Annotated in this window: 31 protein-coding genes and 1 other RNA gene; 6 read left to right on the top strand and 26 right to left on the bottom strand. The window is 67.6% G+C overall.

What is annotated here, in order from left to right; genetic code table 11:
* Positions 1-61 precede the first annotated feature (61 nt).
* The 11 genes from BN2660_RS12655 to BN2660_RS12605 all read right to left on the bottom strand — a co-directional run bounded on the left by BN2660_RS12655 (position 62) and on the right by BN2660_RS12605 (position 5,423).
* Positions 62-289, bottom strand: a complete 228-nt coding sequence (locus tag BN2660_RS12655; protein WP_091232535.1) for a hypothetical protein — start codon at positions 287-289, stop codon at positions 62-64.
* A complete protein-coding gene (locus tag BN2660_RS12650; RefSeq protein ID WP_091232532.1) occupies positions 286-669 on the bottom strand; it encodes a hypothetical protein in 384 nt (127 codons plus the stop codon). The genes BN2660_RS12655 and BN2660_RS12650 overlap by 4 nt, the downstream gene beginning before the upstream one ends.
* 2 nt (positions 670-671) lie before the next feature.
* Positions 672-1,373, bottom strand: coding sequence for a hypothetical protein (locus tag BN2660_RS12645; protein ID WP_091232530.1), 702 nt, complete (start codon positions 1,371-1,373; stop codon positions 672-674).
* 281 nt (positions 1,374-1,654) lie between these two features.
* Positions 1,655-2,272: a hypothetical protein gene (locus BN2660_RS12640; RefSeq protein ID WP_091232529.1), complete on the bottom strand. Its 618-nt coding sequence runs from the start codon at positions 2,270-2,272 to the stop codon at positions 1,655-1,657.
* 15 nt (positions 2,273-2,287) lie between these two features.
* On the bottom strand, positions 2,288-2,830 hold the full coding sequence (locus BN2660_RS12635; RefSeq protein WP_091232528.1) for a RuvC family protein: 543 nt from the start codon (positions 2,828-2,830) through the stop codon (positions 2,288-2,290).
* A complete protein-coding gene (locus BN2660_RS12630) occupies positions 2,827-3,027 on the bottom strand; it encodes a hypothetical protein (RefSeq protein ID WP_091232527.1) in 201 nt (66 codons plus the stop codon). The genes BN2660_RS12635 and BN2660_RS12630 overlap by 4 nt, the downstream gene beginning before the upstream one ends.
* Positions 3,024-4,388 (bottom strand): ParB/RepB/Spo0J family partition protein, encoded by a 1,365-nt coding sequence (locus BN2660_RS12625; RefSeq protein ID WP_091232525.1) that lies wholly within the window; start codon positions 4,386-4,388, stop codon positions 3,024-3,026. Before BN2660_RS12625 ends, BN2660_RS12630 begins: the two co-directional genes overlap by 4 nt.
* Positions 4,389-4,439: 51 nt before the next feature.
* Positions 4,440-4,697 (bottom strand): hypothetical protein, encoded by a 258-nt coding sequence (locus BN2660_RS12620; protein WP_141651292.1) that lies wholly within the window; start codon positions 4,695-4,697, stop codon positions 4,440-4,442.
* On the bottom strand, positions 4,694-4,939 hold the full coding sequence (locus tag BN2660_RS12615) for a helix-turn-helix transcriptional regulator (RefSeq protein ID WP_091232518.1): 246 nt from the start codon (positions 4,937-4,939) through the stop codon (positions 4,694-4,696). The genes BN2660_RS12620 and BN2660_RS12615 overlap by 4 nt, the downstream gene beginning before the upstream one ends.
* The gene (locus tag BN2660_RS12610; protein WP_091232514.1) at positions 4,936-5,157 is read right to left on the bottom strand and encodes a hypothetical protein; all 222 of its coding nucleotides are present in this window, start codon (positions 5,155-5,157) and stop codon (positions 4,936-4,938) included. The genes BN2660_RS12615 and BN2660_RS12610 overlap by 4 nt, the downstream gene beginning before the upstream one ends.
* Entirely contained in the window at positions 5,154-5,423 is a 270-nt protein-coding gene (locus tag BN2660_RS12605) for a hypothetical protein (protein ID WP_091232510.1), read from the bottom strand. The genes BN2660_RS12610 and BN2660_RS12605 overlap by 4 nt, the downstream gene beginning before the upstream one ends.
* Before the next feature lie 86 nt (positions 5,424-5,509).
* On the opposite strand from BN2660_RS12605, the gene BN2660_RS12600 reads away from it, so the two are divergent.
* The 3 genes from BN2660_RS12600 to BN2660_RS12590 are packed head-to-tail and all read left to right on the top strand — an operon-like array spanning position 5,510 to position 7,497.
* Positions 5,510-5,857 (top strand): hypothetical protein, encoded by a 348-nt coding sequence (locus tag BN2660_RS12600; protein ID WP_091232507.1) that lies wholly within the window; start codon positions 5,510-5,512, stop codon positions 5,855-5,857.
* A gap of 24 nt (positions 5,858-5,881) precedes the next feature.
* Positions 5,882-6,319, top strand: coding sequence for an ImmA/IrrE family metallo-endopeptidase (locus BN2660_RS12595; RefSeq protein ID WP_091232504.1), 438 nt, complete (start codon positions 5,882-5,884; stop codon positions 6,317-6,319).
* A 2-nt stretch (positions 6,320-6,321) separates the two neighbouring features.
* On the top strand, positions 6,322-7,497 hold the full coding sequence (locus BN2660_RS12590) for a site-specific integrase (protein WP_091232501.1): 1,176 nt from the start codon (positions 6,322-6,324) through the stop codon (positions 7,495-7,497).
* An 80-nt stretch (positions 7,498-7,577) separates the two neighbouring features.
* Here the strand turns inward: BN2660_RS12590 and ssrA are convergent.
* Positions 7,578-7,947, bottom strand: a transfer-messenger RNA (tmRNA) gene (gene ssrA / locus BN2660_RS12585).
* A 141-nt stretch (positions 7,948-8,088) separates the two neighbouring features.
* Here ssrA and BN2660_RS12580 point away from each other — a divergent pair.
* Positions 8,089-8,757, top strand: a complete 669-nt coding sequence (locus BN2660_RS12580) for an SIMPL domain-containing protein (protein WP_091232497.1) — start codon at positions 8,089-8,091, stop codon at positions 8,755-8,757.
* A gap of 3 nt (positions 8,758-8,760) precedes the next feature.
* Here BN2660_RS12580 and hflX read toward each other — a convergent pair whose 3' ends face one another.
* Positions 8,761-10,272: a GTPase HflX gene (gene hflX, locus BN2660_RS12575; protein WP_091232494.1), complete on the bottom strand. Its 1,512-nt coding sequence runs from the start codon at positions 10,270-10,272 to the stop codon at positions 8,761-8,763.
* A 66-nt stretch (positions 10,273-10,338) separates the two neighbouring features.
* On the opposite strand from hflX, the gene BN2660_RS12570 reads away from it, so the two are divergent.
* Positions 10,339-10,992 (top strand): class I SAM-dependent methyltransferase, encoded by a 654-nt coding sequence (locus BN2660_RS12570; protein WP_091232491.1) that lies wholly within the window; start codon positions 10,339-10,341, stop codon positions 10,990-10,992.
* An 18-nt stretch (positions 10,993-11,010) separates the two neighbouring features.
* On the opposite strand, the gene dapF is transcribed toward BN2660_RS12570, so the two are convergent.
* The 13 genes from dapF to dapA form a co-directional block, all read right to left on the bottom strand.
* The gene (gene dapF, locus BN2660_RS12565; protein WP_091232488.1) at positions 11,011-11,883 is read right to left on the bottom strand and encodes a diaminopimelate epimerase; all 873 of its coding nucleotides are present in this window, start codon (positions 11,881-11,883) and stop codon (positions 11,011-11,013) included.
* A gap of 22 nt (positions 11,884-11,905) precedes the next feature.
* Positions 11,906-12,451, bottom strand: a complete 546-nt coding sequence (locus BN2660_RS12560) for a dihydrofolate reductase family protein (protein ID WP_091232485.1) — start codon at positions 12,449-12,451, stop codon at positions 11,906-11,908.
* Positions 12,452-12,518: 67 nt separating this feature from the next.
* Positions 12,519-13,457, bottom strand: a complete 939-nt coding sequence (gene miaA / locus BN2660_RS12555) for a tRNA (adenosine(37)-N6)-dimethylallyltransferase MiaA (RefSeq protein WP_091232482.1) — start codon at positions 13,455-13,457, stop codon at positions 12,519-12,521.
* Entirely contained in the window at positions 13,454-15,001 is a 1,548-nt protein-coding gene (gene miaB, locus BN2660_RS12550; protein ID WP_091232474.1) for a tRNA (N6-isopentenyl adenosine(37)-C2)-methylthiotransferase MiaB, read from the bottom strand. Before miaB ends, miaA begins: the two co-directional genes overlap by 4 nt.
* Before the next feature lie 113 nt (positions 15,002-15,114).
* Positions 15,115-16,029: a regulatory protein RecX gene (locus BN2660_RS16800; RefSeq protein WP_255305158.1), complete on the bottom strand. Its 915-nt coding sequence runs from the start codon at positions 16,027-16,029 to the stop codon at positions 15,115-15,117.
* Between the two features lie 39 nt (positions 16,030-16,068).
* Positions 16,069-17,112 carry a recombinase RecA gene (gene recA, locus BN2660_RS12540; RefSeq protein WP_091232472.1) on the bottom strand — a complete coding sequence of 348 codons (1,044 nt, stop codon included), beginning with the start codon at positions 17,110-17,112 and terminating at the stop codon, positions 16,069-16,071.
* A gap of 267 nt (positions 17,113-17,379) precedes the next feature.
* Positions 17,380-17,604, bottom strand: coding sequence for a DUF3046 domain-containing protein (locus BN2660_RS12535; RefSeq protein WP_091232469.1), 225 nt, complete (start codon positions 17,602-17,604; stop codon positions 17,380-17,382).
* Positions 17,605-17,627: 23 nt separating this feature from the next.
* Positions 17,628-17,936, bottom strand: a complete 309-nt coding sequence (locus BN2660_RS12530; protein WP_067114945.1) for a helix-turn-helix domain-containing protein — start codon at positions 17,934-17,936, stop codon at positions 17,628-17,630.
* A gap of 141 nt (positions 17,937-18,077) precedes the next feature.
* Positions 18,078-18,560, bottom strand: a complete 483-nt coding sequence (locus tag BN2660_RS12525) for a CinA family protein (protein WP_091232467.1) — start codon at positions 18,558-18,560, stop codon at positions 18,078-18,080.
* Positions 18,557-19,132: a CDP-diacylglycerol--glycerol-3-phosphate 3-phosphatidyltransferase gene (gene pgsA, locus BN2660_RS12520; protein ID WP_091232465.1), complete on the bottom strand. Its 576-nt coding sequence runs from the start codon at positions 19,130-19,132 to the stop codon at positions 18,557-18,559. The genes BN2660_RS12525 and pgsA overlap by 4 nt, the downstream gene beginning before the upstream one ends.
* Positions 19,132-21,852, bottom strand: a complete 2,721-nt coding sequence (locus BN2660_RS12515; protein WP_091232462.1) for an FtsK/SpoIIIE family DNA translocase — start codon at positions 21,850-21,852, stop codon at positions 19,132-19,134. The genes pgsA and BN2660_RS12515 overlap by 1 nt, the downstream gene beginning before the upstream one ends.
* A gap of 84 nt (positions 21,853-21,936) precedes the next feature.
* Positions 21,937-23,613: a ribonuclease J gene (locus BN2660_RS12510; RefSeq protein WP_091232460.1), complete on the bottom strand. Its 1,677-nt coding sequence runs from the start codon at positions 23,611-23,613 to the stop codon at positions 21,937-21,939.
* Between the two features lie 68 nt (positions 23,614-23,681).
* On the bottom strand, positions 23,682-24,659 hold the full coding sequence (gene dapA / locus BN2660_RS12505; RefSeq protein ID WP_091232458.1) for a 4-hydroxy-tetrahydrodipicolinate synthase: 978 nt from the start codon (positions 24,657-24,659) through the stop codon (positions 23,682-23,684).
* Between the two features lie 71 nt (positions 24,660-24,730).
* Between dapA and BN2660_RS12500 the strand changes: the two genes are divergently transcribed.
* Positions 24,731-25,273: an NUDIX domain-containing protein gene (locus tag BN2660_RS12500; protein WP_091232455.1), complete on the top strand. Its 543-nt coding sequence runs from the start codon at positions 24,731-24,733 to the stop codon at positions 25,271-25,273.
* Positions 25,274-25,288 lie beyond the last annotated feature (15 nt).

The following is a 25,288-nucleotide window of genomic DNA, read 5'->3' as shown; positions in this document are numbered from 1 at the left end:
TGTTGGGTTGGTGCCGCCCCGGGACTCGAACCCGGGTGTATGCCGTTGCGGCGGTGCGCGGTCAGGCCGCGCGGTACTTGCGCTCGAGGTCGGCGCGACGGATCGATGCCGTCTTGCCGACGCGGTGCGGATGGGCGTCGTTGCGAAGGATCCGGTACGCGGCCGGCGACGAGAGCGACGGTGCGCTGAGCAGCTGGATCACGCGGGTCAGGCGAGTGCCGTCCCGCTTCACCGAGATCTGCTCGAGCTTGTCGCCGGCCTTCGCAGTGGTGAACGTGCCGACGGTCACTTGATCACCACCGACTTCGCGCCGCGCACCTGGTGCTCCTCGAGCACGTTCGGCGCGAACTGCTTCTTCACCGCGACGTTGTCGACCGCGGTCGTCACCTTGTAGAGCTGCGGGTACTGCGACGGCGGGTACTGCTCCTCGATCCATGCCGTGTCCAGGCGGGAGTACTCGCGAACTTGGACCTTTGTGCCGGCGATGTCGTGCGTGCCGACCTCGCCGCCGAGCAGCTCGAGCAGCTGACTGTCGATGGCCTGGATCTCACCGGCGATGTACTCGGCGTCGGCCTTCAGCACGGCTCGACGGGCGACGAGGCGCTCCTTGATCTCGAGAGACTTCGGGACGCGTGCGTCGATCGGTGTGATGGGTGCGGGGTTGCTCATGGTCATGCCTTCCTGGTCCAGAACTTGGGGTCGTTGTCGGGGTTGAGGCCGTGGCCGGCGTCATCGGGCGGGAACTCGGCGACCATCGCGTCGAACGAGTCGAAGATCGCGAGGCCCGGGTAGTTGCGAGTGATCAGCCGGCGTCGGCCGAACGAGATCTCGGACGGGATGTGCAGCGCGACGATCCGGGCCTTCGAGGCGCGGAACCCGCGAGAGCCGATGATGGTCTCGCCATAGGCTTCGATGACGCCCATCACGCGGCCGGACTCGTAGTAGTCGTTCGAGCCCTCGTAGTACCCGTAGAAGCCGTGGGCGCACTCGGCGATCGAGTGAGCCGAGCGGGCGGACTCGCGCACCTGCGGGCGGTCGTCGAGGTCGTAGAGCATGAACGGGTTCCCCCGCTCCATGCACTTCGCGACGTTCTCTCCCGGCGTCCAGACCGACCTGTAAGCGACGCCGAGCAGACGGCCGAGCTTGTCGACCTCGAACGACCGCGTGCCCGTGACGACACCAGGCGCGAACTCCGCCTGCTTGCCGTCGAACTCGCCGGCGGGACGAGGCTTCGGTGGCCCCTCGGGAGGGGCGACGTAGGTGCCGGAGACTTGGATCGCGCCGGAGCCGCCTTGCAGCATCTGCGCCACCATCGACTCGATCGCCTGCCGGGACGACGGCACCATCCCGCCGCGCGCGAACGGGTTGCTCATGCCGGCACCGGTTCCTGGGGCGCCTCGACGGGCGCGGGCTCCGGCACCGTCGCCGGCGCTTCGACCGGCTCCAGCTCGATGTGCTTCAGGGGCTTTCCGATATCGCCCATTGCTCTTCCTTTCGTGGTGGTTCTGGATCAGATGAATGACGAACATGACGACTGCCGCGCCCCCGACGACCGCCATGGATACCCACTGGCCGAACAGCGCGAAGCTGATGGCGATGAGGCCCCAGACGACGGCGAGAGCCAGCGACATGTCGGCGAATCGAGAGCGAGACATCAGTCGTCCTGGTCCTCTGCGGTCGCCTCGTCGACGACCTCGGCGTCGACGACGTCGTCGCTGGTGAAGCCCTGCTCGAACTCCTGGACGAGCAGCGTCGCGAGCTCGCCGATCTCGCCGCCGAGCTGCGCGACCGGGTAGTCGCCGGGCACGAGTTCGCCGTAGTCCTCGCGCGGCAAGGCGCTGCGGGTGAGGACGAGCGCGCCGGATGCCGCGTGCAGCTCGATCGAGAACTTGCTGCCGTCCTGGTCGATGAGGCGCACGTAGTACTCGCCGCCGCCTGAGGTCAGCTCGAGCGGCTGAGCGAGGACGGGCGGCTCCTCGGTGTCAGGCAGGTCCAGTGGCTGCTTGATGTGCTGGACACGGGCATCGTGCAGCTGCCGGATGATCTCGCGCACGGCATCGGCGTCGTCAGAGTCCGTAGCGATCTCGACGTGCACGAGCTCGATCTTCGGCACGCGCTCGAAGTGCTCGTTCTGGGTGATCTCCTTCGTGCGCACGAGCGCGACGATCGGAATGTACTTCTGGCTCGTGTAGACCTCCAGCAGATGCCGGGTGTTCGACTCGAGGCCGTTGTCGTCGTACTCCTTGGGGAGTGCGGGGGCGAGCTTGACCATGGTGGTGAGTTCCTCTCAGTGGGTCGGTGTCGTGGAGCGGATCGGCCAGGCGAGGCGCGCGAACGCTTCCTCCTGGCCGGGGAGGTAGGTGGGCGTCTCGTCGCCGGCCCAGCGGGCGCCGGCCCACATGAGGGCGATCGCGTCGGCGACGTTGTCGTCCGGGATCTGGGCCTCGGGGAACGCAGCACGGGTGACCGCGACCACGTCGTCCTTCGTCCCGCGCCCGTTGCCGGTGGCGAGCTTCGCGCGCTGCGACGGGGCAACCTCGACCACAGGCCCGCGGGCGAGCAGCTGGTCGACGAGGAACCAGTAGAGAGCGATGCGCTCGTTCTGCGCGCCGAACTGCTGGCGCGAATGCGGCACCTCGATCACGCTCACATCGACACGCGCCGGGATCGGGGCGAGGATGCCCTCGACCGCGCGACGGATCCGGTTGCGGCGAGAGAGCAGGCTCTTGCCGAGGTTCGGCGACATCACTCGGCGGGTGGTGATCTCGGAGCCGTTGGCGATCGCCACACCGGTGCAGGTGAGCGACGGGTCCAGGCCGACAGCGATCATGCGTACATCACCACCAGGCCGACGAGCAGTTCGACGATCACGCCAGCGCCGAGCGCTCCGGTGCCGATGACGAGCCACCGGGGTGCGGGACGCTGCGTCGAGTACTCCATCGGCTCGTCGTGCACGACAGCAAGCCGACGAGCGCGCAGCGGGCGACGTCGCAGCGTGGCCGGGCGGCGCACCTGCAGGCGGTTCATGCTGCGGCCTTCGCGTCGGCGACGGCGGTGGCTGCTGCGTCATCGATGACGCCCTGCTCGACCTCGCTGAGCTCGTAGCCCCACGAGGCGAGCAGTTGCAGGTACGTCGCGGACGCCTTCGACCAGCTGGCCTTCGTCGCGATCTCTTCCTCATGGCGGGCGATGATCAGTGCGAGCGCCGCGCGCCATCCGTTGATCGGCTTCTCGGCCGCCCAGTCGGCGATGGTCTTCTCGGTGCCCCAGTCGTTGTCGGCGGCGGGGCGCTGCAAGAGCGCGAGCGCGGGTCGGGCCCCGGACTGCCAGGTGCGCTGGTGACGCTGCGCGAAGTCGTGGACGGCGAGCAGCTCCCATCCGGCGGGGGCGGTGCGGCGTGCGAGCAGCTGCTCGCGCACCCACTCCAGGCGGACCTCGGTCGCGGTCGGCCAGGCGGCGGTGCGCTGCTTCTCGATCTCCTTGCGGGCGCGCTCGGCTGCGGTGAGCTTGACGGGGGTTGCGCGGTTCGCGTCGCGGTGGCCGTGCTTCGATGGGTCGGTGCACAGGTAGTGAACCTCGACGGCGTTGCCGTACCCGCGAACGCCGACGAATGCGGCATGGCCGGCGCACGTCTTGTGGTTGACGGTGGTGACCTTCTTGCCGGTGGTCGCGTCGACCAGGTCGCCGAGATACCGGTGCTTGTTTTTCTCGGTCGCGTTGTACTCGCCGAGCGAGGGCTTGGAAGCGATCAGGACACCGTCGGCCTGCACCTTCTCAGTGAGGCGGGCGACCTCGGCGGCGGCCTTGCGTTCGGCGACGATCTGCCGCACCGCGTAGTCCTTGTTGTAGCCCTGCCGGGCGACGCGCTCGATCTCTTCCTCGGTCAGCTCGGCCTCGGCCATCTGCGCAGCGATCCCGAGAGTGATGCCCTCGCGGCCAACCGCGGCCGTGGCGGCCTTTGACTTCGAGGTGGTGACGACGGCGGCGATTGCGTCCTTGCTCGCGCCGGTGCGCTTCGAGATCTCCGCGGCCGGCATCTTGAAGTCGAGGGCGAGCTGCGCGATCGCCGCGACGTGGTCGGGCATGGTGAGCCCGGCGCGGTCCTCGTTGACGACGATCTGCTCGACGATGCGCGCGGCCTCGTCGGCGGTCGGCGGCTGCACGAACACGGGCACGTCGGCGAGTTCGACGTCGACGGCGGCGAGGGTGCGCATCTGGCCGTCGACGACCTCGAGGCCGTCGGTGGTCTCTTGGGCGAGGATCGGCACGAGGACGCCGTGCTCACGGATGGAGGCGACGAACTCCGGGCGGAGGGTGACCTCCTTGCGGACGTTGGGCCCGACGAGCAAGGTCTTCGGATCGACGCGGACGACAGTGGTGCTTGACATGGTGACTCCTGATGAATGGATGAGTGAGAGGTGCGGATGCCGCGCGGTGGTCTAGTCCCAGAAGCTCCTGGTGAACGCGCCGGCGGCCCACGCGAACACCGCGGCGAAGATGGTGGCGAGGACGAGAAGCCCGTTGGCGACGCCGGCGAAGCAGGCCAGCACCACGCAGAGGATGGTGAGGTTCAGCGCCGCCATGCCGATGACGATCCGGGCGGAGCCGGTGGCCGGAGCTGCCGCCCCAGCGGAGCCCCGGTCCACCTCCGCCCGCTCCCCAGTGGGCTCTCCGGATCCCCACGATCCGGAAGTCATGACTGATCCCGCGTCTTCACGAACGCCGCCTCGACCCAGGCGACGACGTCGACCTCGCGGTAGAGGGTGACGTGACCGCGGTCGCCGGTCGGCTTGCTGTAGCGCGGGCCCTTCCCCGACGCGCGGAGGTCCTTGAGGTTCGCGACCGTCATCCCGGGGACGAGCTCGCAGACCTGCTCGGGCGAAAGGTAGCGCGGGGTCTCGGTGACCGGCCGGGGCTTGATCGGGGTGACGTTGCTCACGAGTACACCGCCTCTCGGGGGTCGAGGGTCTCGACGTCGGTCATGCTCGGATAGGTCGGACCGCCAGCTGCAACGACCTGACGGTCGTGCTCGGCCGCTTCCGCGTCTGCGTCAGCGTTCGACCAGTAGGCGTGCGTGCCGTCCTCATCGCTGAGCGGCTCGTGCGGTGCGCGACCGCAGATGAAGCACGACGACGGCGCGAGGTGCGACGCGGTCACGACGCCACCTCGGCAGGCTGAGGGGCCGTCGCCCGCTCCCAGAGCACCGGAAGTCCGATGCCCAAGAAGCGTGCGGCGAGGACCATCTCGACGGCGTTGAACGGCTTCGCGCCGCTCAGCCGACGGCCGATGGTGTGCTGAGAAGTGCCGATCGCGAGAGCGAGTTCCGCGGCGGTGCGACGCTGCCGAGCGAGTTCGCCGCGGACTTCATCGGCGAAGCGTCGAGCGGTGTTCGCATCCTCGGGAGTAGATGCATGAAGTTCCATGCAGTTAACGTCGCATGGATGTTCATGCACTGTCAACCTCGTCATGCAGCTTGTGCAAAATTCATGCAGTCTGCCATGATGGGCTCATGACCGAAACCGAGTTCGCCGAGCGCTTCGCAGCTGCTCTCGTGTCCGAGATCAAGGCGGAGATGGGACGCCAGTCGCTCTCGTCGCGCGCGCTCGGGCGCCTCATCGGCAAGTCGTCGCAGTACATGTCCGACCGCCTCGACGGCGGCAACACGAAGACCGGCCGCCGCGTCATCCTCAACGTCTGGGATATCTCGGCAATCGCGAAAGCGCTCGGTGTCTCCGAGGTCGAGCTGATGCAGCGCGCGGAGAATGTCGCACGTCACCAGCAGGATTACGACTTGGTCGCCAATGAGTCGATCGACGAGTTCCCCGCCGGCCACGACGCGGACTTCGACAACGCATAACCATGCCCACCGAGGGGGTACCGCATGGACGTATGGAACCTCGCAGCTGATCTCGGCCTCACGGTCAGAGAGCGCCGCGGCATACACCGGAGCGGGTACGCGCCGGGCAACAACCACATCGACCTGACGCCCGGGATGCGCGGCCGCATCCTCCGCGGCGTCATGTGCCACGAGATCGGGCACCACGTACTCGGGCACCTGCCCACCGACTTCGGCCTCATCCGGAAGCGGCAAGAGGCAGCCGCGAACATCTGGGCCGCGCAGACGCTCATCACGCCCGAGGCCTATGCCGAGGCCGAGCGCCACCGCGACGGCCACGTGACGTCGATGGCGATCGACCTCAACGTGCCCGACGAGCTCGTGGTCGTCTACCGCAGTACGCTCCTGCGCACGGACACCGCCGTCTATGTCGACCCGAGGATGGGCGCCGGCCAATTCGCTCACCGCGTCGAGGTCGCCTGACCATGGCCGGATCGATCACGCCGTACGACACCGCGCAGGGACGCCGCTACCGGGTGCGCTACCGGAAGCCGGACAAGTCGCAGACCGACAAGCGCGGCTTCCGCACGAAGAAAGACGCTGAGCTGTTCCTCGCCTCGGTCACTGTGTCGAAGGCGACCGGCGAGTACTTCGACCCGAAGGACTCGCGCGTCGACGTCGGCGCGCTCGGCGACGCCTGGCTGCTCACCAAGAAGGGCCTGAAGCCCTCGTCGTACCACTCGCTCGAGACGTCGTGGAACGTCCACGTGAAGCCGCGATGGGGTGCGACCCCGGTCGGCGACATCAAGCCGTCGGCCGTCGAGTCCTGGATCTCAGAGATGAGCGCCGGCACGGCCGTCACCGATCGGCAGCGCGTCCGGCGCAACACGACCGGGCCGCGGTCGGCGACCGTGGTGCTGCGGGCGCTCGGAGTACTCGCCGGGATCCTTGACGTCGCCGTCCGCGATCGCCGGATCTCGAAGAACCCCGCACGGGGCGCGCGGAACCTGCCGAAGAAGATCTCGCAGAAGGAACGCCGGTACCTCACGGATGCCGAGGTCGTCCGGCTCGCGGCCGCGACGCACGACCACACGCTGGCGACGCTCACCCTCGTGCTCGCGTACTGCGGGCTGCGATGGAGCGAGGCGATCGGGCTGCGCGTCTCCGACATCAACATGCTGCGCCGGCGCGTGCACGTGAACCGTGCCGCGGTCGAGGTCGACGGCGTGATCGAGGTCGGCGCCCCGAAGTCCTGGGAGAAGCGCACCGTCCCATTCCCGGCCTTCCTCGCGGCCGCGCTCGAGCGACAGTGCGCCGGCAAGTCGAAGGGCGATCTCGTGTTCGGCGACGCGAGCGGCAACTTCCTCCGCCGGGCGAAGACGAGCGAGGGCGCCGGCTCCTGGTTCTCACGCGCCACCGACGAGGCGAGGATCGAGCGGCTCACCCCACACGACCTACGCCACACGGCCGCGTCGCTCGCGATCAGCTCGGGCGCACACGTCAAGGCGGTGCAGCGGATGCTCGGCCACAAGTCCGCAGCCATGACCCTCGACACCTACGCCGACCTCTTCGACGACGACCTCGACGACGTCGCGAACCGGCTCGACGAGCGCGCGACAGCAGCAGATGTGGGCAAAGTGTGGGCAGGGCTCGCCGCCTGACGAGTTATCCACAACGCAAAAAAGGCCCGCCTCCCTAGTGATTACTAGGGAGGCGGGCCTCTTTGCTTGTGACAGCGACCTGGTGGAGCTGGGGGGAATCGAACCCCCGTCCAACGCTGAGTCTCCACGCCTTCTCCGGGCGCAGTCTGTGAAGACGTTCTACTCGGCTCCGACCTTTGTCACAGACACCTAAGTCGACGAGCCCAGCCTGGCAAGAGTCCCATGTGACGTCCAGACGCCGTCACACAGCAAGATTCCTAGATGACGCCAGGATCCGTACCGGAATCACGTACGGCCTGACGGACTATCGGGCTCGCTTAGGCAGCGAGGGCGAAGTCGTTGCGCTTGGTTTCGGCAACTATGTTTTTGCAGAGAGCGTTTACGAGATAACTCTGCATCCTCGGCCCGCTTCTCGTGGATTCACAGGCGCTGTCGAAACCGATCAGCCCCGTGGTCCTTCTCTCGAAGGAGCCGCTGTCACTCTGTGGAATTACCATCTCGGGAACCGGAGCGCCCGAGCATCTCAGACTACAACGTCCTCGGCGCCGACGCCATTCCCGCGATGTCCTGACGCTGGCGTAGAGTCGCGGCATGAGCGAAGTCACCGTCACCGTACGCGGCGAGCACGAGGCCCGCATCACCCCCGAACGCGCGACCGTCCGTGTGTCCGTCCGCGCCGACGGACCCGAGCGCGCGGCGGTGGTCGAGCTGACGATGCGGCTCGCCGAGCCGGTACGAGAGAGCATCGCCGACCGCAGGGCCGGTGGCTCGGTCGTCGATTGGTCGAGCAAGCGGCTCTCGGTGCGCGCCGAGCGCCCGTGGAACAACGAGGGCAAGCGACTCGCCCCCGTGTACTATGCCGGCATCGATCTGAGCGCGACCTTCACCGACGTGTCCGATCTGTCGATGTGGGTCTCCGACATCTCGTCGTGGGACGGCGTCGAGGTCGGGTGGGTCGACTGGCACCTCACGCCCGAGACCACCGCGCGTGTGGAACGCGACGTCGCCGCGCAGGCCGTCTCGGTGGCCGTCGCGCGCGCTCAGGCGTACGCGGCCGCCCTCGGGCTCCACGAGGTGACCCCCGTCGAGATCGCCGACGTCGGACTCATCGCCCCCGCGCCGAACCAGGCTTTCGCGGGGATGACGAAATCTCGGGGCGCGATGCTCGCTGCCTCGCCCACCTCTGACGCCGCGATGGAGTACGAGCCGGAGGAGATCGTCATCTCCGCGACCGTCGAGGCGCGCTTCGTCGCCCGCTGAGCGTCAGTTCGCCGCGGCGAACGGAGCGAGATCGGCCGCGAGCCTCTCGGACACACGGGCATGCACCAGGGTGCCGTCCTCGCGATGCTCGACCGACAACAGCATCCCGGTCTCATGGATGGCGGCCACCAGGTCTCCCCGGTCATACGGAACCACCGCGTGCACCTCGACCGCGGGCTTCGGAAGGGCCTCTTCGATCGCTGCCCGCAGCTCCTCGACGCCCTCACCCGATCGCGATGACACGAAATGGGCCGACGGCTCGAGGCCGCGGAGTACGAGGCGCTCATCGGGATCGATGAGGTCTGCCTTGTTGAAGACGACCAGCTCGGGCATGTCCCGCACACCCACATCGCCCATGACGTCTCGCACCGTCTGCAGCTGACCGGCCGGATCGGGGTGGGATCCGTCGACGACGTGAAGCACGACGTCGGCGTCGCCGACCTCCTCGAGAGTGGACCGGAACGCCTCGACCAGCTGATGCGGCAGATTGCGTACGAAGCCGACGGTGTCGGTGAGGGTGTAGACGCGTCCGTCAGCCGTCTCGGACCGCCGCACGGTGGCGTCGAGCGTCGCGAACAGGGCATTCTCGACGAGCACCCCGGCGCTGGTCAGCGCGTTGAGCAGGCTCGACTTGCCCGCATTGGTGTAGCCGGCGATCGCGACCGACGGGATGGTGTTCCGCCGGCGCTCCGCACGCTTCGCCTCGCGCGCCGGACCGAAGTCACGGATCTGCCGGCGCAACAGCGCCATCTTCGTACGGATGCGGCGACGGTCGAGCTCGATCTTGGTCTCACCAGGACCACGCGAGCCCATGCCCGCGCCTCCGGCGCCGACCTGCCCACCGGCCTGACGGCTCATCGAGTCACCCCAGCCACGCAACCGCGGGAGGAGGTATTCGAGCTGAGCCAGTTCGACCTGGGCCTTGCCCTCGCGGCTCTTCGCGTGCTGGCTGAAGATGTCGAGGATGACCGTGGTGCGGTCGATGACCTTCACCTTGACGACGTCCTCGAGTGCGCGCCGCTGGCTGGGCGCAAGCTCGGTGTCGGCGATGACGGTGTCGGCTCCGGTCGCAGCGACGATGTCCTTCAGCTCCTGGGCCTTGCCCCGGCCGATGTATGTGGCCGCGTCCGGGTGAGGGCGGCGCTGGAGCACGCCGTCGAGAACCACCGCTCCTGCCGTCTCAGCCAAAGCAGCGAGCTCGCGCAGCGAGTTCTCTGCGTCCTCCTGCGCCCCCTGGGGATAGACGCCCACGAGCACCACGTTCTCCAGCCGCAGCTGCCGGTACTCGACTTCGGTGACGTCTTCGAGCTCGGTCGACAGACCACCCACCCTGCGAAGGGCGTGGCGATCTTCGAGATCCCATTGCTCTCCATCGGACGACGCGTGCGTGGCGGTGGACTCGTCCTGCAGCGCCTGGGCTGCCCCGAACACGCGCGGCTCCGTGCGCTTCTCGGAATTCGCGAGCACGCGCTCGACAGCCTCGTCGTCGGTGGAGTGTGTGGTGGTTTCCGTCATCCGGTCCTTGTCTCTGGGTTTGTTGCGAGCCTTAACCTTACCCGCGGTGTCCGCTACGCTCGCGGTATGGGGTCAGACCACTACTTCACTGCGGCCCCGGCGAGTCCTGAGAATCTGCGTTCGATTCGTGTGTCGCTCGCAGGCCGTGAGCTGGAAGTCACCACCGCGGGTGGCGTCTTCAGCCCGGATCGGTTGGATGCCGGAACCGCCGTCCTTCTCTCGAACATGCCTCCCGTACCGCCGGGAGGCAACCTTCTCGACCTCGGAAGCGGGTGGGGACCCATCACGCTGTCGATGGCCCTCGCTGCTCCGCATGCGACCGTCTGGGCGGTCGATGTCAACGAGAGGGCGCTCGACCTCGTGCGCAGGAATGCCGCCGCACTTGGCCTCACCAATGTCAACGCATCGCTGCCCGATGATGTTCCCGCGGATGTGACCTTCCGGACGATCCGGTCCAATCCGCCGATCCGCGTGGGCAAGAACGAGCTGCACGGCCTTCTGGAGAAGTGGATTCCCCGGCTGGACGACCGCAGCGACGCCTGGCTCGTCGTGCAGCGCAACCTCGGTGCGGACTCGCTGCAGCGCTGGATCGGCGCGACGTTCCACCCCGGTTTCAGCGTGTATCGGACGGCGACGGCCAAGGGGTACCGTGTGCTCAAGGTCCGCAAGCACGGAACACCCCCGACCGAGCCGATCTCGCTGGCCGTCCCCTCGGAGTGACCGAGGGCGCGGCCGTCGTCAGATGAGCTCGACGTCGCCGCTGAAGACCAGCTGAGCGGGACCGGACAGAGCGACGTGCTCTCCGTCTTCGGCCGCGAACATGCGCACACCGAGCGTGCCGCCTGGTACCTCGACGCGCCAGTGGGAGGGCGCCTTCTCCCCCGCCCAATACCGCACAGCGAGTGCCGTCGCTGCGACTCCTGTGCCACAGCTCAGAGTCTCGCCGACGCCACGCTCGGAGACCCGCATGCGGACGTGACCGATGCCGTCGCGCACCAGCGGCTCGCCGGGCACGACGAACTCCACATTCGCGCCGGCTGGGAGCATCGGCTCCAGGTCGGGAGCGCGGTGCAGCTCGACGGATGCCAGCTCCGCATCCGAGGCCAACGCGACGACGACGTGCGGATTGCCGACATCGATGCCGAGTCCTGGCCGGGTCACGGGGAGTCCGTCGGCCCGAACCAGCGGATCGTCGCCGGACAGCTTCCAGAGGCCGAGATCCACCTGGTAGCCGGTCTCACTGCGCGTGACGTCCCGAACGCCGGCTCGTGTTCCGATGGGCAGCGTCGAGCCGTGCTCGATGGTCGCCAGCCCGGACCGCACGAGGTAGTGGGCGAAGACGCGGATGCCGTTCCCGCACATCTCGGCGATCGAACCGTCGGCGTTCCGGTAGTCCATGAACCACTCGGCATCCGGTTCTTCGTCGAGGGCTGCTCGGCCCTCCGGGATCGCTGACGACCGCACGACCCTGAGGATTCCGTCTGCTCCGATGCCGAAGTGGCGATCGCAGAGGACCGCGACCTGTTCGGCAGTCAGCTCGAGCGTGCCGTCGGGGTCGGCGATGATGATGAAGTCGTTGCCGGTGCCGTGCCCCTTGGTGAATGCGACCATCAACCCAGTCTAGGGAGAGCGTCTACGCGCCGGCGACGGCGCGCGTGCCCACGACGCGATAGCGACCGCACATGAAGCTGCCGTTGCGCGCCACATCGAGCAGCTCGAGGTCGAGGGAGCGCGGGAGCAACGGCGCCCCCGACCCGAGGGTGACGGGCGCGTACTGCACCCACACCTCGTCGAGAAGCCCGGCATCGGCGAACTGTCCGGCGAGGTCGCCGCCGCCCACGACCCAGAGGTCGCGGCCGTCGGCAGCCTCGATCATGGCTGCGTGCACCGATGTGACGTCGCCCTCGGCTCTCCGGATGTCCGCCCCTTCGGGAACCGTGAGCGCTCGGTGAGTGAAGACCCACGTCGGCTGCGTGTAGCCCCACTGTCCCTCGTCGTGCTGCATGACCCAGTCGTAGGTCGAGGATCCCATGGCCAGTGCGCCGATCCTCTTCTCGAATTCGGGGTAGGCCATGGGACCGTCTTGATCGACGTCCTGTTTCAGGAGCCAGTCGAGAGAGTGCTCCGACGTCGCGATGAAGCCGTCCAGGCTCGATGCCGTGTAGAAGTGGGTCGTCATGTCTCCAGCGTCTCACCACCTGCCGACATTGCGGAGGTGAGATCTCGACGGTCAGTGCTGCCGAGCCTCAGTCGGCGACAAGCGCCTCGACGTGGACCGGGGGCTCATGCCAGGTCAGATCCGCGTAGCGCTTGAACCAGGACACCTGGCGACGGGCGTACCTGCGGGTGAGCGCCTGCGTCTCGGCGATCGCCTCGCCGCGGGTGAGGCGGCCTTCGATCTGAGCCAGCGCCTGCGCGTAACCGATGGCACGACTCGAGGTCGCTCCGAGCTCCCGTCCCTGAGCGCCGAGCCCTTCGACCTCCTCCACGAGGCCGGCATCCCACATCCGCACGACTCGCTCGTCGAGGCGGCGGACGAGCTCGTCCCGTGGCACATGGAGGCCGATCACACGGGTGTCGGGATGCCAGAGCACGGGCTTGTCGGGCAACGCTGCGCCATGGGTCCGCTGCCCCTGTTCGAGCACCTCCAGCGCCCTGATGACCCTTCGTCCGTTCTTCGGGTCGACCCGATCTGCGGTAGCCGGGTCCATCACCCGCAAGCGTGCGAGCAGAGGTCCGGTGCCGTGCGCGTCCAGTTCACGTTCCAGCCGCTCGCGGATCTCCGGATCCCTCGGCGGGAACGCGAAGTCGTACACGACGCTGGAGACGTACAGGCCGGAGCCCCCCACGAGGATGGCGTCTCCGCCGCGGTGCTGGATGTCCGCGACCGCCGCGCGCGCCAGGGGCTGGTACCACGCGACGGCGGCTTCTTGGTCTACATCGCGGACGTCGAGCAGATGGTGCGGTACGCCTCTGCGATCTGCCGGCGCGAGCTTCGCCGTGCCGATGTCCATACCGCGATACAGCTGCATGGCGTCCGCGTTCACGATCTCGGTCGGATTGCCGCGCGCCCGCAGCGCCTCGGCGAGATCGAGAGCGAGGTCGCTCTTACCTGTACCCGTCGCGCCGACGATCGCCCACAGGCGCGGCGCCGACGGCGAGGAGACGGCGTTCTCTTCGGTCACACGCCGACACGCAGGGTGGGCAGCCCCAGCGAGACCGCGCGAGGTGCACCGTCACCCGAGGGAGCGGGAACGGCGCACGAATCGGACTGCGAGCGATCCCACGCGTCGCCTCCCCTGGTGCGCCGGATACGCAGCGGCATAGCCGTCGGATCGTCGGCGAGCAGATGGAACGGCGCCGCGTGCGTGATCGTCACGGTGACGGCGTCGCCGGGGCGCGGTACCGCAGAACCCGGTGTCACCTCGAAGTGGACGAGCCGGTTGTCCTCCGCACGACCGGTCAGTCGGTGGGTCGCCGCGTCCTTCTTGCCCTCGCCTGTGGAGACGAGCACCTCGATCTCGCGGCCGACCTGCTTCTGGTTCTCCTCCAACGAGATGCGCTCCTGCAGTGCGAGAAGACGGTTGTAGCGCTCCTGGACGATCGCTTTCGGGACCTGGTCCTCCATGGTCGCCGCCGGGGTGCCCTCGCGGATCGAGTACTGGAACGTGAACGCACTGGCGAACCGCGCCTGTTCGACCACCCGCATCGTGTCTTCGAAGTCCTCGTCGGTCTCCCCCGGGAAGCCGACGATGATGTCGGTTGTGATCGCGGCGTTCGGAATGCGTTCGCGCACGCGATCCAGGATGCCGAGGAAGCGCTCGCTCCGATAGGAGCGACGCATCGCCTTCAGGATCCGGTCGCTCCCGGACTGCAGAGGCATGTGCAGCTGCGGCATCACGCTCGCCGTCTCGGCCATCGCGTCGATCACGTCGTCGGTGAACGCTGCCGGGTGCGGACTCGTGAAACGGATGCGTTCGAGACCCTCGATCTCCCCCACCGCCCGCAGAAGCTTGCCGAAGGCCTGTCGATCACCGAACTCGACACCGTAGGAATTGACGTTCTGCCCCAGCAGGGTGACTTCGATCGCGCCGTCCTCGACGAGCAGGCGGATCTCGTTGAGGATGTCGCCAGGGCGGCGATCCTTCTCCTTGCCGCGCAGGCTGGGCACGATGCAGAACGTGCAGGTGTTGTTGCAGCCGACCGAGATCGAGACCCAGCCGCTGTGCGCCGAGTCCCGTTTGGTCGGCAGCGTCGACGGGAAGACCTCGAGCGACTCCAGGATCTCCAGCTCGGCCTCGCCGTTGTGGCGTGCCCGCTCGAGGAGTCCGGGGAGCGACCCCATGTTGTGGGTGCCGAAGACGACATCCACCCAGGGTGCCTTGTCGAGCACCGCCTGCTTGTCCATCTGTGCGAGGCAGCCCCCCACGGCGATCTGCATCCCGCCTTTGCGCCTCTTGACCGCCGCGAGCTGGCCGAGGGTGCCGTAGAGCTTGCCCGCCGCATTGTCGCGCACGGCGCAGGTGTTGATGATGACCACATCGGCCTCGGCGCCCTCGTCGGCACGGATGTAGCCCGCGCTCTCCAACGACCCCGAAAGGCGCTCGGAGTCGTGGACGTTCATCTGGCACCCGAAGGTGCGCACCTCGTAGGAGCGCTGGCGCCCGTCGAGGTCGGTTGCTGCCGACGACGATGTGATGATCGTCGGTTCACTGCGCGGGATAGTCATGATTGATCCATTGTACGAGCGCGCTTCCGCGTCATCTGCTGCGCGAAGCGGTGTCGGGCGTCCATCCCGCGGGCCGACGATCGCAGCCGCCGCGAGGATTCTCGCGTCGGGTGTCAGTCCGAGTCGACGAAGCGGACTCCGGACGACGGCCGCCCGAAGGACGCCTCTGCGAGTGCGGTCTTCGCCGCCGTCATGGCGACGGATCCGTTGTACCCCCGTCGTGACAGCTGTCCGACCAGCCGGCGGAGAGCCGCGTCGTGCTCCAGGCGTGCGAGCCCCCGCGCCTTGGTCCGCGCGTACTCGAGCGCCCGCTCCGCGTCATCGTCCGGCAACTCGTCGAGCGCCGCATCGATCACCTCGCGAGGGATGCCTCGCTGCGCGAGTGCTCGCGAGAGCGCGACTCTGCCCTGCCCCTTGCGTTCGACCCCGGAGGTCACGAGCTGCCCCGCGAGAACCACGTCATCGAGATAGCCCCGCCGGCAGAAGTCGTCGAGGATGTCGTCGATCGCGCTCGCGTCGAGCCTGTCCGCGTCTTTACCGAATCCTTTGAGCACCAGCCGCGCCTCGGACATCGAGAGCGATCTCGTCCGAAGCTTCCGCACGAGCAGCTCCTCCGCCTCCGTCCTCAGGCGCGCAGGGTCAGGCCCCTGCACGTCGGATGCAGCAGGGTCTTCGGACACCAGCGCCCTCAGTCGAGGTGCGGTCTTCGCAGCTGCTCCACGGGCCGGGTGACGATCACTCGGTCCGAGCGAGTCGACGGGTGCTGTGGAACGAGGGATCCTGCCCGAGACATCACCGCTCCAGGTCGATCGCCATGCCGCGGCATCGTCGGCCGACCGCGAGTCTGCGTCGGGAGATGAGACCCGCTCGATCGAGGGGTCCGGTTCTTCGGAGGCCGCAGCAGCATCCGCAGAGGCGCCGTCTCTGTTCGGAGCCTCACCGTCGGCGCGAGCGACTCGCTTCGCACCGCGGCCGAAGAGAGGGATGACGGGGGCGAGGTCGTCGGACTCGCCCCCACCATCACGCACGGCACGCTCCCGCCGGGGAGCGTTCTCCTACAGTCATGATCACGCCGGGCGACGCTCGGCGAGCTCGTCGGCCGGAGCCTCCGACGCACCGCCGATGCCCAGCTTCTGCTTGATCTGCGTCTCGATCGCGAGCGCGATGTCAGGGTTCTTGATGAGGAACGAACGTGCGTTCTCCTTGCCCTGACCCAGCTGGTCGCCGTCGTAGGTGTACCAGGAGCCGGACTTCTTGACGATGCCGTGGTCCACACCGAAGTCGATGAGGCTGCCCTCACGGGAGATGCCGACCCCGTACAGGATGTCGAACTCCGCCTGCTTGAAGGGCGGGGCCATCTTGTTCTTCACGACCTTGACGCGAGTGCGGTTACCGACCGCATCGGTACCGTCCTTCAGCGTCTCGATGCGTCGGATGTCCATGCGCACGGATGCGTAGAACTTCAGGGCCTTTCCACCCGCCGTGGTCTCCGGAGAGCCGAAGAACACACCGATCTTCTCGCGCAGCTGGTTGATGAAGATCATGGTGGTGTTCGTCTGGTTGAGTCCACCGGTGAGCTTTCGCAGCGCCTGCGACATCAGTCGCGCCTGCAGACCCACGTGAGAGTCACCCATCTCGCCCTCGATCTCGGCGCGCGGCACGAGAGCGGCCACGGAGTCGATCACGATCAGGTCGATGGCTCCGGACCGGACGAGCATGTCGGCGATCTCGAGGGCCTGCTCACCCGTGTCGGGCTGCGAGACCAGCAGAGCGTCGATGTCGACACCCAGCTTCGCCGCGTAGTCGGGGTCGAGCGCGTGCTCTGCGTCGATGAAGGCAGCGATTCCGCCGGCGCGCTGCGCATTGGCGATGGCGTGGAGGGTGAGAGTGGTCTTACCCGAGGACTCGGGACCGTAGATCTCGACGATGCGACCACGCGGAAGGCCTCCGACGCCGAGCGCGACATCGAGGGCGATGGAGCCGGTCGGGATGACGGCGACAGGTGCGCGCTCATCACTGCCCAGCCGCATGACCGAGCCCTTTCCGAACTGACGATCGATCTGGGCGAGTGCGGTCTCGAGGGACTTCTCGCGGTCTGCGGGAGATGGCATGTCGTGCTCCTATGTTGCTCGCGTGGTGCCGCCTGTAGGCTGTCGCGGTCATCCCGGATGGGAGGAACTCTCCGACAAGGCGTATGGCTCTTCGGCCTGCTATCACCGTAGAAGCGACCACCGACATTGCGTCATGAGCGCTGGAAAACGGGGAGAACGAGATTCCCGAACCACTTGTGCAGAACACTACGCCGATATCGAACACATCTTCGACGACACGCCGAGATCGCAACCCCGACGTCCGCATTCGTCGAACACAGCGGAGGATCAGCGCGCGCGCGGCTCCAGCCGACCGGCGCCATGGCGGCGCTCCACCGGGACGTCAGCCTCGACGCACAGCGCGGCCCAGATGTCGCGTGGCGGCACTCCCGCGTCCAATGCCTCGCCAGCAGTGCGGTCGCCGATCTGCGGGAGGACGAGGTCGCTCACGAGGGACGAGGCCCTTCCCCCGAACTCCGCGTCGACCGCACGGAGGAACTCGCTGCGTCGCATGGGTGAGAAGGAGACGCCGCGGGTCAGTGCAGCGAGAGCTCAGGCTCGACCGATGCGACCAGATCGTCCGGAACGACGTCCGGGAAGACCTGGATGCCCTCGAGGACCGAGATACGGTCGCCGACCTCGCGCATGATCGTCGAGATGGGCACATCGAGAGCGTCGGCAACGGATGCGAGGATCTCACTCGACGCTTCCTTCTGACCGCGCTCGACCTCGCTGAGATATCCGAGGGCGACGGAGGCCTTGCTCGCGACCTGGCGGAGCGTTCGCCCCTTCTGCAGGCGGAAGTCCCTCAGTACATCGCCGATTTCCTGCCGTACGAGAATCATCGGAACCTCCTCCCAGATCGCTTCACCGAGGTCTCCCCCGATGAGATCGCCAGTCTAGTCCAACCGACCTTCACAGAACCTACCTTCGCACGCTGTGGTTTCGGTGTGAGCACAAAGGACTAAACCGCGACGTACGGGACACTATTCCCTCGTCATCCGAAGAAGGAGATCGAGCGCCGCGGCCACGGCCTGTGCCCGCACCTCATCGCGGCCGCCCGCGAAGAGATGAGCCTCGCTCACCGCCTCATCGGGAGTGACCACCGCGACGTGGACGGTGCCGACCGGCTGACCGTCCGGAGAATCGGGACCGGCGATCCCGGTCGTCGAGACGCCGACATCCGCCGCGAGCTCCGCGGCACCGACCGCGGCGCGCACCCCGTCGGCCATCTGCAGAGCCACGTCCGCATGCACCGGGCCGTGGCGGGCGAGCAGCTCGTCGTCGACACCGAGCAGGGTGTGTTTGACCGGCGTCGCGTAGGCCACCACGCCCCCGAGCAGCACGACAGAGGCGCCGGGCACCGAGACGATCTCGGCCGTCACGGCACCACCGGTCAACGACTCGGCGACCCCCAGGGTCCAGCCGCGCCCACGAAGCCCCCGCAGAGCCTCCTCGGCGACGCTCACGTCGCCTGCCGAGAACCCCGGACCTGGGCGACGATGTAGTCGATACCACTCGCCACGGTGAGGATCAGGACGATGATCATGAGCACGGCAGTGACCACGACCCAGGGACCGAGCCCGATGAACACGTGCAGCGGCAGCAGCGCCCATCCGAGAGCCACGCCTTGGGCGGCGGTCTTGATCTTGCCCATCCACGCCGCAGCGACGACGTGCTGCTTCACGACCATGAAGCGGTGGATGGTGATGCCCCATTCGCGCACCAGGATGACGATCACGACCCACCACTGGAGCTCGCCCAGAATGGCGAGTCCGATGAAGCCCGCTCCCGTCAGGAGCTTGTCGGCGATCGGATCCCAGAGCTTGCCGAAATCGCTGACGATGTCGTATTTACGAGCGAGGTAGCCATCGACCCAGTCAGTGGAGATCGCGACGACGAACAGGATGCCGGCGATCCAGCGAACGGTGACGTCGGTGAGTCCGAAGGTGCCCCCGAGGAGCAGAAGGACGAAGAAGATGACGGCGAGAGGGATGCGCGCGACCGTGATCGCGTTGGGGAGCTGCCGAGGGATCGTCATCAGTCGCGCCCCGTGAGGCCCCAGGCGTCTTCGTCGCCTTCAGCCTCGACGACCGGAAGGCCCTCGAACTGCGCCTCGGTCGGATCGAACGGCGCCCCACCGGCGGCCGCCGCGGACGGCGCCGCCGACGGCGCGGGCGCGGCGGGCGCGGGCGGTGCGTCCTCGCCGCGCAGCTTCGCCATGACCTGGGGCAGCTGCTCGGCGGTGGCCAGCACGTCGCGGGCCTTCGACCCCTCCGAGGGGCCGACGATCTCGCGGGACTCGAGCAGATCCATGAGCCTCCCGGCCTTGGCGAATCCGACACGCAGCTTCCGCTGGAGCATCGACGTGGATCCGAACTGCGACGACACGATCAGCTCGGCAGCCGCGAGCAGGAGTTCGAGGTCGTCGCCGATGTCCTCGTCGACCTCCTTCTTCTTGCTCGGCTCCATCGCCTCTTGCACGTCGGAGCGGTACTCGGGCCGCGCCTGACGCGTGACGTGCTTGACGACCGCATCGATCTCCTTCTCGTCGACCCAGGCGCCCTGCAGACGGAACGGCTTCGAGGACCCCATCGGCGAGAACAGCGCGTCGCCCTGACCGATCAGCTTGTCGGCGCCGGGGCTGTCGAGGATGACCCGGCTGTCGGTGACGCTGGTGACCGCGAAGGCCAGACGTGAGGGGACGTTCGCCTTGATGAGGCCGGTGACGACGTCGACGCTCGGACGCTGCGTCGCGAGGACGAGGTGGATGCCCGAGGCTCGAGCCAGCTGCGTGATGCGCACGATCGAGTCCTCGACGTCGCGCGGGGCGACCATCATGAGGTCGGCGAGCTCGTCGACGACCACGAGCAGATAGGGATACGGCTTCAGCACACGTTCACTGCCCACCGGCACCTCGACCTCGCCGGCACGGACGGCACGGTTGAAGTCGTCGATGTGACGGAAACCGAAGGATGCGAGATCGTCGTACCGCATATCCATCTCCTTCACGACCCACTGCAGCGCCTCGGCGGCCTTCTTGGGGTTCGTGATGATGGGGGTGATGAGGTGCGGTACCCCGGCGTAGCTGGTGAGCTCGACACGCTTCGGGTCGATGAGCACCATGCGCACGTCCGTCGGTCGCGCGCGCATGAGCAGGCTCGTGATCATGCTGTTGACGAAGCTGGATTTACCCGATCCGGTCGAACCGGCGACGAGCAGATGAGGCATCTTCGCGAGGTTCGCCGTGACGAAGTTGCCGCCGACGTCCTTGCCCACGCCGATCGTCAGGGGGTGCGTGCTCTTGTGCGCGGCCTGCGAACGGAGCACGTCGCCCAGTGCGACCGTCTCGCGATCGGTGTTCGGGATCTCGATGCCGATCGCACTCTTCCCGGGGATGGGCGACAGGATGCGCACGTCGTTCGACGCGACCGCGTACGCGAAGTTGTTGCTCAGCTGGAGGATCTTCTCGACCTTGACGCCGTGACCGACCTCGACCTCGTACTGCGTGACCGTCGGTCCGCGCGAGAACCCGGTGACCTTCGCGTCGACGTTGAACTGTGAGAGCACGCTCGTGATCTGCTCGACGATGCGATCGTTCGCCTCGGAGCGCGCGACGGACGGCGGCCCCTCGGCGAGCACGCCGGGCGAGGGCAGGATGTACGGCGCCACCGGTGCCTGCGGGCCCCGGTCCCCCGGGCCTTCGGTGCCGAAGCCGTCGAGCCCTGGGAGTTCGGGCATCTCACCCGTGTCGGACTCGTCGTCGAGGAGAGCGGTCGTCTGCTGCTCAGCCAGGGAATCGGTCACCGACCGCACGTCCGACAGGACCTCCGTCGCAGCGTCGTACGGATCGGCGACGGTGACCGCCTGGTCGTAGGCCGGCGTGGTGTCGGTCGTCGTGAGCAGCGCGGTGATGTCGTCCGAGCCGAGGGTGCCCTCGTCGGGGTCCTCCTCGCGGCCCGTCTTGTTACGGCGCCACCACGGGAGCACATCCGGGTCGTCCACCTTGTCGGCGTCGTCGACGGCGGCGGCATCCGCAGCGGGCTTCTCGACACGCTGCGCGTCGAACATCCAGGCGTACAGATCGCCCAGTCGCTCACCGATGCGATTCGGCGGCGTCTTCGTGAGGATGAGGACGCTGAGTCCTGCGAGAAGCCCGAGCACGATGTACGCGGGGATCGGGGTGAGATAGCTGAGCGGCTGGCCGAGCAGCCATCCGAAGAGCCCTCCGGCGGCGCTCAGCGCGACCATGCCCTCCCTCGGCTGTGGCAGTCCGCCGGCGATGTGGAGGATGCCCGCGAGCGTGACGGAGAACAGGCCGAAGCCGATGCCGATGCGTCCGTTGTCGTGCACCGAGGACGGATGGCGGAACAGCCAGCCGGCGAGGATGAGCAGCAGGACCGGGAAGATGAACGCGCCCCGGCCGATGACCAGCCCGAACGTGTAGGCGCTGATCTGCGTGGCCACGTCGTTGCCGATGAAGAACCACTCGTTGACCGCTCCGGCGACCGCCAGCAGCACGAGCAGGAACGGGAATCCGTCGCGCCGGTCGTCCTTCTCGAGGCTTTCGGGACCGAACGCACGGAACAATCCGCCGACTCCGTGGGCGAGGCCCGTCCAGGCGCGGACCGCGACGGGCGGCTTGTCGAGCTCGTCGATGTACTTCTTCGGCGCAGCCTGGGACTTCGGAGCGGCCTGCCTCTTCGGGCGAGGCGTGGCGCTCTCGGACGCGCGCGCTGACTTCGTGGTGCTCCTGGCCATGCTCTCACGTTACGGCCAGCAGCCGACATCACCCCGCAATGACGCGGCATTCCGGGGTGATCGCCCTCGATCGGGCCGACGGGATCAGGCCTCGATGACCAGCGGCACGATCATCGGCCGACGGCGGAGCTTCTGGTTGACCCATCGACCGATCGTGCGGCGCACCACCTGCGACAGCGCGTGCGTGTCGCGGACTCCGTTGCCGGATGCCTCCTTGAGCGCTGCGATGATCTTCGGTGCCACATCATCGAAGACGGCGTCGTCCTCGGCGATACCCCGCGCGTGGATCTCCGGTCCGGAGATGATGCGGCCCGTCGCGGCATCCACCACCACGATCACGGAGACGAAGCCCTCTTCGCCGAGGATCCGGCGGTCCTTGAGGTCGGCGTCGGTGATCGCGCCCACACTCGAGCCGTCGACGTAGACGAAGCCGAGGTCGAGCTGGCCGGCGATCCGCGCGACGCCGTCCTTGAGGTCGATCACGGTGCCGTTCGAGGCGATGATCGTGCGCTCCTCAGGGATTCCCGTGTCCTGGGCGAGCTTGGCGTTCGCCATCAGGTGGCGGTACTCGCCGTGCACCGGCAGGACATTGCGGGGCTTGAGGATGTTGTAGCAGTAGAGCAGCTCTCCGGCGGCGGCGTGGCCCGACACATGAACGCGGGCGTTGGCCTTGTGCACCACGTGGGCCCCCAGCTTCGTCAGCCCGTCGATCACCCGGTACACCGCGTTCTCGTTGCCGGGGATGAGGCTGGAGGCGAGGATCACGGTATCGCCTTCGCTCACCTCGATCGCGTGGTCGAGGTTCGCCATGCGGCTGAGCACGGCCATCGGCTCGCCCTGCGAACCGGTCGACATGTAGACGATCTGGTCGTCGGGCAGGTCGCGCGCCTTCTTGTAGTCGATGAGGACGCCGGCGGGCACCTTGAGATACCCGAGCTGCTCCGCGATCGTCATGTTGCGGACCATGCTGCGTCCGAGGAACGCCACGCGGCGCCCGTGCGCGTGGGCGGCGTCGATGACCTGCTGGACACGGTGGACGTGGCTCGAGAAGCTGGCGACGATGACGCGGCGCGGTGCCTTGCCGATCACCTGATCCAGCACCGGCCCGATCGAACGCTCGGTGGGCGTGAACCCCGGCACGTCGGCGTTGGTGGAGTCGACCAGGAACAGGTCCACTCCCTCCTCGCCGAGGCGCGAGAACGCGCGCAGGTCGGTGATCCGGCCATCCAGCGGCAACTGGTCCATCTTGAAGTCGCCCGTGGCGAGTGCCATGCCCGCCGGCGTGCGGATGGCGACGGCGAGAGCATCCGGGATGGAGTGGTTCACCGCGACGAACTCGAGGTCGAACGGTCCGACGCGCTCCTGCTGCCCCTCGACCACCGTGAGCGTGAACGCCTTGATCCGGTGCTCCTTGAGCTTCGCCTCGACGAGCGCCAGGGTCAGCCCGGACCCGATCAGGGGGATGTCGCTCTTGAGACGCAGGAGGTACGGCACCGCGCCGATGTGGTCCTCGTGCCCGTGGGTCAGCACGACGCCGACGATGTCGTCGAGCCGGTTCTTGATCGGCTCGAAGTCGGGGAGGATCAGGTCGACACCAGGCTGATGCTCTTCGGGGAAGAGGACGCCGCAGTCGACGATCAGGATCTTCCCGTCGAACTCGAACATGGTCATGTTGCGGCCGATCTCGCCGAGGCCGCCGACCGGGATGACGCGCAGCGTCCCCTGTTCGAGCGGGGCGGGATCTGCGAGTGGGATGGACATGCGGTCTCCTCTGTCGGACACTCCACGCGTCCGTTCGTTCATGGTGACGCGACTCAGCGCGACCGGTCTCAGCGTGTCGTGCCGTGCACCTTGGGCAGGGCACCGCCCGCGGCCGCATTGCGGTCGGGGCGGAAGTTGGAGAAGTCGGCCCCCGGCACGCCCTCGACGAGATCGAGCTCGTCCTCGATCAGGGCGGCCTCCCACTCTTCCGGGCCGACGAGGGGCAGACGCACACGAGGACTCGAGATGCGCCCGAGTCCGTGCAGGATGTATTTCGCGGCCACCGTGCCGGGCACGTGCGTCATCACGGCGCGCACGAGCGGCTCGAGGCGCCGGTGCTCAGCGGTGGCGGTCGCGAGATCGCCGCGGTTCACCGCGTCGATGATCGTACGATACGGCGTCGCCGCGATGTTCGCCGTGACGCCGATCAGCCCCGAGGCGCCGATCGCCAGGTGCGGCAGCACGTTGGCGTCATCGCCGGAGAAGTACATGAGATCGGTCTGGTTGAGCACGCGACTCACCTCGGAGAAGTCGCCCTTGGCGTCCTTCACAGCGAGGATGTTCGGGTGCTTGGCCAGGCGCAGGATCGTCTCGTACTTGATCGGCACTCCGGTGCGACCGGGAATGTCGTAGAGGATGACGGGCAGATCCGTCGCGTCTGCGACCAGGCGGAAGTGCGTGAGGATGCCGGCCTGCGTGGGCTTGTTGTAGTACGGCGTGACGATCATGATGCCGTCGGCGCCGGCCTTCTCGCTGGCCTTGTAGAGCTCGATCGCGTGGGCGGTCTCGTTGGACCCGCCGCCGGTGATGATCTTCGCCCGCCCGGCGGAGACGGACTTGCCGACCTCCACGAGCTTGAGCTTCTCGGGGTCCGTCAACGTCGAGGTCTCGCCGGTCGTTCCGGTCACGACGATTCCGTCGGCACCCGCGGTGATGACGTCATCGATATGCTTCTCGACGGCGGGCCAGTCGACTTCGCCATCGGCCGTCATCGGAGTGACGAGCGCGACGAGAACCTGTCCGAAGGGGTTGCCCGAGTGCGTCATGCACCCAGCGTATCGGGTCGGATGCCGCTCACGCAGACGCGGCCGGGCTGATGACGTTTAGGCTCGCATCCATGGCATGGATCACACGAGAATCGACGACCGTGTACGAGAACCCGTGGATATCTGTGCGAGAGGACACCGTCACCGGTCCCGGTGGCGACGGCATCTACGGCGTCGTGTCGATGAGGAACCCCGCGGTCTTCGTGATCGCACTGGACTCGGAGGACCGCGTCGGTCTCGTCGCGCTCGAGAGGTACACCACCGGAGCGTCACTCGAGGTGCCCGCCGGCGGGACCGATGGCGAGGACCCGCTCGTGGCGGCACACCGTGAGCTGCTCGAGGAGACGGGGTTCGAGGCCGAGGAGTGGACGCATCTCGGCACGATGAACGCGCTCAACGGCATCGCCGAGGCACCCGAGCATGTCTTCCTGGCACGAGGCGCTCGTCCCGCCGCGGGAGCCGACGTCCGGTCGCAGCATGAGGAGGGCATCGACGACGTGCTCTGGGTTCCGCTCCCCGAGGTCCTCGACATGATCGCGGACGGCCGGATCAGCGACGGCGAGACGATCGCCGCGGTCGCGTACGCCGGCATCAGGCTCGGCAGATTCCGCTGACCATCCCGTCGTGAC

The sequence above is a fragment of the Microbacterium sp. 3J1 genome (assembly GCF_001049495.1).
Taxonomy (GTDB): domain Bacteria; phylum Actinomycetota; class Actinomycetes; order Actinomycetales; family Microbacteriaceae; genus Microbacterium.
Note: the sequence above shows the minus strand (reverse complement) of the source record. Positions and strands in the feature narration are given on the sequence as shown.

Excerpts from the sequence above, each read along its gene's own strand:
- pgsA (WP_091232465.1), bottom strand. The coding sequence starts at position 19,132 with ATGACGATCCCTCGGCAGCTCCCCAACGCGATCACGGTCGCGCGCATC.
- dapF (WP_091232488.1), bottom strand. The coding sequence starts at position 11,883 with ATGGTCGCATTCACCAAGGGGCACGGCACCGGCAACGACTTCATCATC.
- BN2660_RS12645 (WP_091232530.1), bottom strand. The coding sequence starts at position 1,373 with ATGAGCAACCCGTTCGCGCGCGGCGGGATGGTGCCGTCGTCCCGGCAG.
- BN2660_RS12635 (WP_091232528.1), bottom strand. The coding sequence starts at position 2,830 with ATGATCGCTGTCGGCCTGGACCCGTCGCTCACCTGCACCGGTGTGGCG.
- BN2660_RS12650 (WP_091232532.1), bottom strand. The coding sequence starts at position 669 with ATGAGCAACCCCGCACCCATCACACCGATCGACGCACGCGTCCCGAAG.
- BN2660_RS12510 (WP_091232460.1), bottom strand. The coding sequence starts at position 23,613 with ATGTCCATCCCACTCGCAGATCCCGCCCCGCTCGAACAGGGGACGCTG.
- dapA (WP_091232458.1), bottom strand. The coding sequence starts at position 24,659 with ATGACGCACTCGGGCAACCCCTTCGGACAGGTTCTCGTCGCGCTCGTC.
- BN2660_RS12620 (WP_141651292.1), bottom strand. The coding sequence starts at position 4,697 with ATGACTTCCGGATCGTGGGGATCCGGAGAGCCCACTGGGGAGCGGGCG.
- BN2660_RS12580 (WP_091232497.1), top strand. The coding sequence starts at position 8,089 with ATGAGCGAAGTCACCGTCACCGTACGCGGCGAGCACGAGGCCCGCATC.
- BN2660_RS12595 (WP_091232504.1), top strand. The coding sequence starts at position 5,882 with ATGGACGTATGGAACCTCGCAGCTGATCTCGGCCTCACGGTCAGAGAG.
- miaB (WP_091232474.1), bottom strand. The coding sequence starts at position 15,001 with ATGACTATCCCGCGCAGTGAACCGACGATCATCACATCGTCGTCGGCA.
- recA (WP_091232472.1), bottom strand. The coding sequence starts at position 17,112 with ATGCCATCTCCCGCAGACCGCGAGAAGTCCCTCGAGACCGCACTCGCC.
- BN2660_RS12630 (WP_091232527.1), bottom strand. The coding sequence starts at position 3,027 with ATGAACCGCCTGCAGGTGCGCCGCCCGGCCACGCTGCGACGTCGCCCG.
- BN2660_RS12535 (WP_091232469.1), bottom strand. The coding sequence starts at position 17,604 with ATGCGACGCAGCGAGTTCCTCCGTGCGGTCGACGCGGAGTTCGGGGGA.
- BN2660_RS12625 (WP_091232525.1), bottom strand. The coding sequence starts at position 4,388 with ATGTCAAGCACCACTGTCGTCCGCGTCGATCCGAAGACCTTGCTCGTC.
- BN2660_RS12590 (WP_091232501.1), top strand. The coding sequence starts at position 6,322 with ATGGCCGGATCGATCACGCCGTACGACACCGCGCAGGGACGCCGCTAC.
- BN2660_RS12605 (WP_091232510.1), bottom strand. The coding sequence starts at position 5,423 with ATGGAACTTCATGCATCTACTCCCGAGGATGCGAACACCGCTCGACGC.
- hflX (WP_091232494.1), bottom strand. The coding sequence starts at position 10,272 with ATGACGGAAACCACCACACACTCCACCGACGACGAGGCTGTCGAGCGC.
- BN2660_RS12530 (WP_067114945.1), bottom strand. The coding sequence starts at position 17,936 with ATGATTCTCGTACGGCAGGAAATCGGCGATGTACTGAGGGACTTCCGC.
- BN2660_RS12600 (WP_091232507.1), top strand. The coding sequence starts at position 5,510 with ATGACCGAAACCGAGTTCGCCGAGCGCTTCGCAGCTGCTCTCGTGTCC.
- BN2660_RS12500 (WP_091232455.1), top strand. The coding sequence starts at position 24,731 with ATGGCATGGATCACACGAGAATCGACGACCGTGTACGAGAACCCGTGG.
- BN2660_RS12560 (WP_091232485.1), bottom strand. The coding sequence starts at position 12,451 with ATGACGACCCACTTCTACACGGCATCGAGCCTGGACGGCTTCATCGCG.
- BN2660_RS12515 (WP_091232462.1), bottom strand. The coding sequence starts at position 21,852 with ATGGCCAGGAGCACCACGAAGTCAGCGCGCGCGTCCGAGAGCGCCACG.
- BN2660_RS12570 (WP_091232491.1), top strand. The coding sequence starts at position 10,339 with ATGGGGTCAGACCACTACTTCACTGCGGCCCCGGCGAGTCCTGAGAAT.
- BN2660_RS12640 (WP_091232529.1), bottom strand. The coding sequence starts at position 2,272 with ATGGTCAAGCTCGCCCCCGCACTCCCCAAGGAGTACGACGACAACGGC.